This is a genomic window from Salinivibrio sp. HTSP, from assembly GCF_003390965.1.
GTDB lineage: Bacteria > Pseudomonadota > Gammaproteobacteria > Enterobacterales > Vibrionaceae > Salinivibrio > Salinivibrio kushneri.
Window position 1 is genome coordinate 62,887 of the sequence record NZ_PXUD01000026.1, and the last position, 6,406, is coordinate 69,292.

The 6,406-nt window shown below is 52.5% G+C and carries 5 protein-coding genes; 4 read left to right on the forward strand and 1 reads right to left on the reverse strand.

Annotation, left to right across the window (positions count from 1 at the left end; translation table 11 throughout):
• The first annotated feature begins 133 nt into the window (after positions 1–133).
• Positions 134–988, forward strand: a complete 855-nt coding sequence (locus tag C7A19_RS05525) for an NAD(P)H-binding protein (protein ID WP_116644406.1) — start codon at positions 134–136, stop codon at positions 986–988.
• 183 nt (positions 989–1,171) lie between these two features.
• Here the strand turns inward: C7A19_RS05525 and C7A19_RS15580 are convergent, their stop codons facing one another.
• Positions 1,172–1,432 carry a hypothetical protein gene (locus C7A19_RS15580; RefSeq protein ID WP_077485666.1) on the reverse strand — a complete coding sequence of 87 codons (261 nt, stop codon included), beginning with the start codon at positions 1,430–1,432 and terminating at the stop codon, positions 1,172–1,174.
• Positions 1,433–1,661: 229 nt separating this feature from the next.
• Between C7A19_RS15580 and C7A19_RS05535 the strand changes: the two genes are divergently transcribed.
• The 3 genes from C7A19_RS05535 to fabV all read left to right on the forward strand — a co-directional run bounded on the left by C7A19_RS05535 (position 1,662) and on the right by fabV (position 6,229).
• Positions 1,662–2,348 carry a TetR/AcrR family transcriptional regulator gene (locus C7A19_RS05535; protein WP_116644407.1) on the forward strand — a complete coding sequence of 229 codons (687 nt, stop codon included), beginning with the start codon at positions 1,662–1,664 and terminating at the stop codon, positions 2,346–2,348.
• A 166-nt stretch (positions 2,349–2,514) separates the two neighbouring features.
• Positions 2,515–4,815, forward strand: a complete 2,301-nt coding sequence (locus C7A19_RS05540) for an acyl-CoA dehydrogenase (RefSeq protein ID WP_116644408.1) — start codon at positions 2,515–2,517, stop codon at positions 4,813–4,815.
• 211 nt (positions 4,816–5,026) lie between these two features.
• Positions 5,027–6,229 (forward strand): enoyl-ACP reductase FabV, encoded by a 1,203-nt coding sequence (fabV, locus tag C7A19_RS05545; protein ID WP_116644409.1) that lies wholly within the window; start codon positions 5,027–5,029, stop codon positions 6,227–6,229.
• Positions 6,230–6,406: the final 177 nt, after the last annotated feature.

Consider the following 6,406-nt stretch of genomic DNA (forward strand, 5'->3'; position numbering starts at 1 on the left):
GTTATTTCCTTACACAATTAAGGAATATATTTACAGCGTGAAATAAATAAACGGTCAAAAATCAGTCGAAATGAATAGTGTGAACCATTACATTGAAAAATAATTACGTAACCCAAGGTGATAAGGAGCGCGTGTGTCAGGATTGAAAGTTGGAATTTGTGGATGTGGTTGGTTGGGCCAACCGCTGGCGTCACACCTACTTGGCGCTGGACACCACGTGGTGGGGACCAAGCGCCAACCCGCGTCGGCGCAAGCACTGAGCGAGACGCTGGCGACCACCGTGGTGCCGTTTGATGTGATGGCGCCGGATTATCAATCAGCGGCGGCATTGCTCGAGGCGGATATCGTGGTGATCAATATCGCGGCAGGGCGTCGTCACGCCGACTTTGATGCATACCGCGATGCTATGTGCGCGTTTATCGACCGCCTGGCCCAAGCAGGCGTTGAGCATGTGCTCTTTATCAGCACCACGTCTGTATATGGGGCGCTTCAAGGACAGGTAACAGAGCACACCGCGACCGCCGCCACCACGGCGTCGGGCAAAGCACACGAACATATCGAAGCGCATCTGCGCGAAACGTATGGAGAGAAAGGAACCGTCATGCGGCTCGCGGGGTTGATTGGCGGTGAGCGTCACCCTTCAACCATGTTGGCGGGTCGACAAGGCTTATCAGATGGCAATGAGCCGGTGAACTTGATTCACCGCAGCGATGTGATCGCTGCGATCAGTGCGATTATTCATCAGCGTCAATGGGGTCATACCTTTCATCTGTGCGCGGAACTGCACCCATCAAAAAGTGTTTACTATGGCTGGGCGGCGCGCGAGATGGGGTTACAGCCGCCTGAATATCAGCCGAGTACAGGTAATGGCAAATGGATTGATGCCTCGCAGACGCTGGCGCAATTGGGGCTGAACTTACGCTATGCCTCACCGTATCAAATGATCGCCGACGGTCAGGTGACTTCAGACGACCCGGCCCCAAAATAAAAAAAGCCCACACAAGGTGGGCAAAAATAAAGGTAGAGACAAACAAACTCTAAAGTAAGTAGAAAAAGCAGCAGCAGGTCGGAAAGAAAGAGGAATCATGCTCCCTCACTACTGAGGGGAATAAGGCATTTCTTACCGATGCACCCATTAGGACTGGGCGATGACCAAGAAGTTCCTGATGATTTAAAAAAGTCGATAAATCTTGTCGATTGGCGACCGTTTCGTGATTTTAATCACAATAAAAACGGATTTCTGCACGCGATCTCTTCCGTAACCGCGCATAAAAAAGCCCACAAGCAAACGGCGAGTGGGCATAGAAGAAAAGTCTTCTAGAAAAAGCAGTGGCACAAGGTGTGACTGCCAGAAATGCGCATAGGTTCCCACTTTTGTACAAAAAAAGCGCAGCGATGGCTGGGGCAGTGCCTGAACGGGCTGCTTAACCATTTTTATTCAACGCATTACATAGCCAGCCCAGTACGAAAACCCTCCATCTTTATTTACCAAACAATATACGGTCATGCAGCAAACGCCGGTGTAAAGCCACCTGGCCGCGGTCTCGAAGAAATCACTCAATAATGTGATGTTACTCATGCGATGCGTGGGTGTTTCAGGGTTGTTAAAAGGTGTGTCTGCGTATAAAGTTAAACAAGCGTTTAATACAGGTGAATGAACAATGGCAGGACGAGGCGACACCAAAGCAAAAATTCTTGATGCCGCGGAGCAGCTCTTCGCCGAGCACGGGTTTAAAGAAACGTCGTTACGTACGATTACCAGCAAGGCTGGCGTCAACCTTGCCTCAGTGAACTATCACTTTGGCGACAAAAAATCACTGGTGCGTGCAGTGCTCGGACGCTACCTCGAAGCGTTTATGCCAGCGCTCGGTGAACAGCTGCAAGCGCTCTTAGTGCGACCAGAGTGCACGATGGAGCAAGTATTCTCATGTGCAAAGCAGCCAGTGCTTGCGCTTGATGCGTATCGACCACATGGCGCAGCCACCTTTATGCAATTGATTGGCCGTGGTTACACCGATGTACAAGGGCATTTACGTTGGTTTATCACCACCCGTTACGAACACGTGCTGTCGCTGTTTAACCAAGCGGTACGCAAAGCTAACCCTGAACTGACGTCAGAGGCGGTATTTTGGCATTTACACTTCACCCTCGGGGCGGCGATTTTCACCATGGCGTCTAGCGAAGCGTTGCGTGCTATTGCCGAAAACGACTTTGGTCGCACCCTGGATACGGAAGCGATCGTTGACCGCTTAATTCCGTATCTAGCTGCAGGGATGAACGCCAAGCCCGCGGCAATGGCACAACAGGGGCAAGTGCTCGCCTTCGCGACGGAGTCACAAGCGGAGTAGGGCAAGCAAAACACATCAAGTGAGGATGCGGTGCGTCCCGCTTATTTGAACCACTCAGCGCAGCGACAGGTGTATCACGGTGCGTGAGGTGCAATGTAAAAACCCGTTCTGGTCGCACAATAACAGTAAAAAGAGTGCAACCATGATCAACAAAAGGACCTGAATCATGAGCTCTCAAACTTCATTACGTCGTTCACTGGTGAGTGATAAAGCGTTTACTTTCTTCAAAAAAGTGCTGCCACCGTTATCCGCCACTGAGCGCGAAGCGATGGAAGCCGGCAGTGTGTGGTGGGACGGTGAACTCTTCTCCGGATCGCCAAACTGGAAGACGTTGCACCAGTATGGTAAGCCAACACTCACAGCGGAAGAGCAATCGTTTATCGATAACCAGCTAGAAACCCTCCTGGCGATGTTGGATGATTTTAAAATTGTCCAAGAGCAAAAAGATCTGCCGGAAGAAGTCTGGGATTATCTGAAAAAAGAGCGCTTTTTCTCGCTGATCATTCCCAAAGAATACGGTGGCCTCGCGTTCTCGGCGCTGGCCAACTCCACCATTGTATCGCGCATTGCCACCCGTAGCTTAAGCGCCGCGGTGACCGTGATGGTGCCTAACTCACTGGGGCCAGGTGAGCTGCTGACTCATTATGGTACTCAAGATCAGCGCGATTATTGGCTGCCACGCTTGGCCGATGGCCGCGAAGTGCCGTGCTTCGGTCTGACAGGGCCAGAAGCCGGCTCCGATGCTGGCAGTATTCCCGATCACGGCGTGGTATGCATGGGTGAGCACAATGGTGAACAAGTGCTGGGGATCCGCTTAAGCTGGAACAAACGCTACATTACACTCGCGCCCGTGGCGACCGTGGTGGGCTTGGCGTTTAAACTGGGTGATCCAGACGGCCTGCTGGGGGACAAAAAAGACCTCGGCATCACCTGTGCCTTGGTTCCGGCTGACCACCCAGGCGTTGAAATTGGCGATCGCCACAATCCGCTCAACATGGCATTTATGAACGGCACCACCAAGGGCGAGGATGTCTTTATCCCGATTGACTGGGTCATCGGCGGTAAAGATTACGCAGGCCGTGGTTGGCGCATGCTGGTGGAGTGTCTATCAGCGGGGCGCGGGATTTCGTTGCCCGCACTGGGGACGGCGGTAGGGCATCTCGCCACCCGTACCACAGGCGCTTACAGTTATGTGCGCAAACAGTTTGGTATGCACATTGGCCGCTTTGAAGGGGTAGCAGAAGCGCTGGGCCGCATGGGTGGGCTGAACTACTTAATTGAATCGACTCGCACCCTCACCACCACCGCGCTTGATCAGGGAGAAAAACCGGCGATCATCACCGCGATTTCCAAATATCACATGACCGAAATTGCGCGCACCATCTTGAATGATTCGATGGATGTACACGCGGGCCGTGCGATTCAGTTAGGGCCACTTAACTACATCGGGCATCATTACTTTGGTATTCCGGTGGCCATCACGGTGGAAGGCGCCAACATTCTTACCCGCAACCTCATGATCTTTGGTCAGGGAGCGACCCGTTGCCACCCTTACGTGCTCGAAGAGATGGAAGCGGCGGCGAACCCAGACCAAGAGGCCGGTGCCCAAGCGTTTGATAAATTACTGTTCAAACACATTGGCCATGCCACCAAAAACAGCGTGATGGGGCTGGTCAACGCGCTGACCGGATCACTGACCAACCGCGCACCGGTGAGTGGCGAGACGGCCAAATACTATCGTCACCTTACCCGCATGAGTCGTGCACTGGCGGTGACCACTGATGTGGCGATGTTGTCACTGGGCGGTGAGCTGAAACGCCGCGAAATGCTATCCGCGCGTCTGGGGGATGTTCTCAGCCATTTGTATATGGCGTCGGCGACGTTGAAGCGTTATGAAGATGAAGGCCGTCCTAGCCAAGATCTGCCGATGGTGCACTATGCGCTGCAATATTGCCTAGCTCAGTGTGCCAAAGCCTTTGATGGCGCCTTTAACAACTTCCCCGCCAAAGGTGTGGGCCGCAGCCTACGGGTGCTTTTATTCCCACTCGGCATGCACTACAAAATGCCCTCTGACAAACTGCTTAATCAGATTGCCGAGCAGTTAATGACCCCGAGCGCAGAGCGCGACCGTTGGACGCACTTATGCTACGTGGGCGACAAGGCCGACGATCCGGTGGCGGTGATGGAGCGTGCCTTTACTGCAATGTGGGCGTGTCGTGACACTGAAAAAGCCCTGGTCAAGGCAGTGAAAGCCAAGCAGATTGATGGCAAAGCCAGCTTGGCGGATCGCTCGCAACAAGCGGTTGAGCAAAATCTCATCACCGCTGATGCGCGTGACAAACTGCTAGAGGCTGATGCACTGCGTGCTTATGCGGTACAAGTGGATGACTTTAAAGCCGAATGGTTTACCTCTAGCCAGTTAGAAGGCGGTGCCATTGCCAAGCCTAATCCAAGCAAAGCGGCATAAAGGTCGCTAACTTGCGCCAAAAAGCGTCTGCACCTCGCAGGCGCTTTTTTATTGGCGCTGACACTTGGGGTCACAATGCTGAGATCTTGCCCACTATTCTTGCCTGCAACACCTCCAACCACTGGGTATTTTTGCCCTTTTTCCGTAAAAGGGGATGCATAGGCAGGCGTTAGTATTTATCCTAGCCTCAATTTTGTGAGGGACGTTGAATATGATCATCAAACCTAAAATTCGTGGATTTATCTGTACGACCACCCATCCTGTTGGTTGTGAAGCCAACGTAAAAGAGCAAATTGACTACACCAAAGCGCAAGGCCCGATTGCGAATGCGCCTAAGCGTGTACTGGTTGTGGGTGCCTCCAGCGGCTATGGCTTGTCCTCACGCATTGCGGCAGCCTTTGGCGGCGGCGCTGCAACCATTGGCGTGTTCTTTGAAAAACCCGGCACCGAGAAAAAGCCTGGCACCGCAGGCTGGTACAACTCAGCCGCGTTCGACAAATTTGCCAAGCAAGAAGGCCTGTATTCAAAAAGCCTGAACGGCGATGCCTTCTCGCATGAGGCCAAGCAAAAAACGATTGATTTGATCAAGCAAGACTTGGGTCAAATCGACATGGTGGTGTACTCGCTAGCCTCGCCAGTACGTAAGCTACCTGACAGCGGTGAGCTGGTGCGCTCGTCACTCAAACCTATCGGTGAGACCTACACCTCAACCGCGGTAGACACCAACAAAGATGAAATCATCGAAGCCAGTGTTGAACCAGCCACCGAGCAAGAAATTCAAGACACTGTTACCGTAATGGGCGGCGAAGACTGGGAGCTTTGGATCAACGCCCTTAATGACGCCGGTGTCCTCGCCGAAGGCTGCAAAACCGTGGCCTACAGCTATATTGGCACAGAGCTTACCTGGCCAATCTACTGGGAAGGCGCCTTAGGTAAAGCGAAAATGGACTTAGACCGTGCTGCCAACGCGCTAAATCAAACACTCGCCGCCAAAGGCGGTAGCGCCAACGTGGCGGTACTAAAAAGCGTGGTCACCCAAGCCAGCTCAGCGATCCCGGTGATGCCGCTTTATATCGCCATGGTATTCAAGAAAATGCGCGAAGAAGGCGTCCATGAGGGCTGCATGGAGCAAATCTATCGCATGTTTACTCAGCGCCTGTATCAAGCCGATGGCAGCGAGCCAGAGGTAGATAGCGAGTGTCGCTTGCGTTTAGACGACCTAGAGCTGCGCGAAGACATTCAGCAGCACTGTCGCGACCTGTGGCCACAGATCACCACAGAGAACCTCACCGAGTTGACTGACTACAACGAATACAAAGCCGAGTTCTTGAAGCTATTTGGCTTTGGTGTTGAAGGCGTCGACTACGACGCAGACGTGAGCCCGGTAGTAGAATTTGATGTCGAAAACATCTAAAACCGCTTAGCAAACTCCCAAAAGAGGTCAGCCAAACACTGGCCTCTTTTTTTATTGGCTGAAAGCTAACCAAACGCACTCCAAATTATAGTTTTTCACTTTACAAGCCAACCCCAACCCAATAATATACTCCGCGTTCCGGAGAGATGGCTGAGTGGTTGAAAGCACCGGTCTTGA

Excerpts from the sequence above, each read along its gene's own strand:
- C7A19_RS05540 (WP_116644408.1), top strand. The coding sequence starts at position 2,515 with ATGAGCTCTCAAACTTCATTACGTCGTTCACTGGTGAGTGATAAAGCG.
- fabV (WP_116644409.1), top strand. The coding sequence starts at position 5,027 with ATGATCATCAAACCTAAAATTCGTGGATTTATCTGTACGACCACCCAT.
- C7A19_RS05535 (WP_116644407.1), top strand. The coding sequence starts at position 1,662 with ATGGCAGGACGAGGCGACACCAAAGCAAAAATTCTTGATGCCGCGGAG.
- C7A19_RS15580 (WP_077485666.1), bottom strand. The coding sequence starts at position 1,432 with ATGGTTAAGCAGCCCGTTCAGGCACTGCCCCAGCCATCGCTGCGCTTT.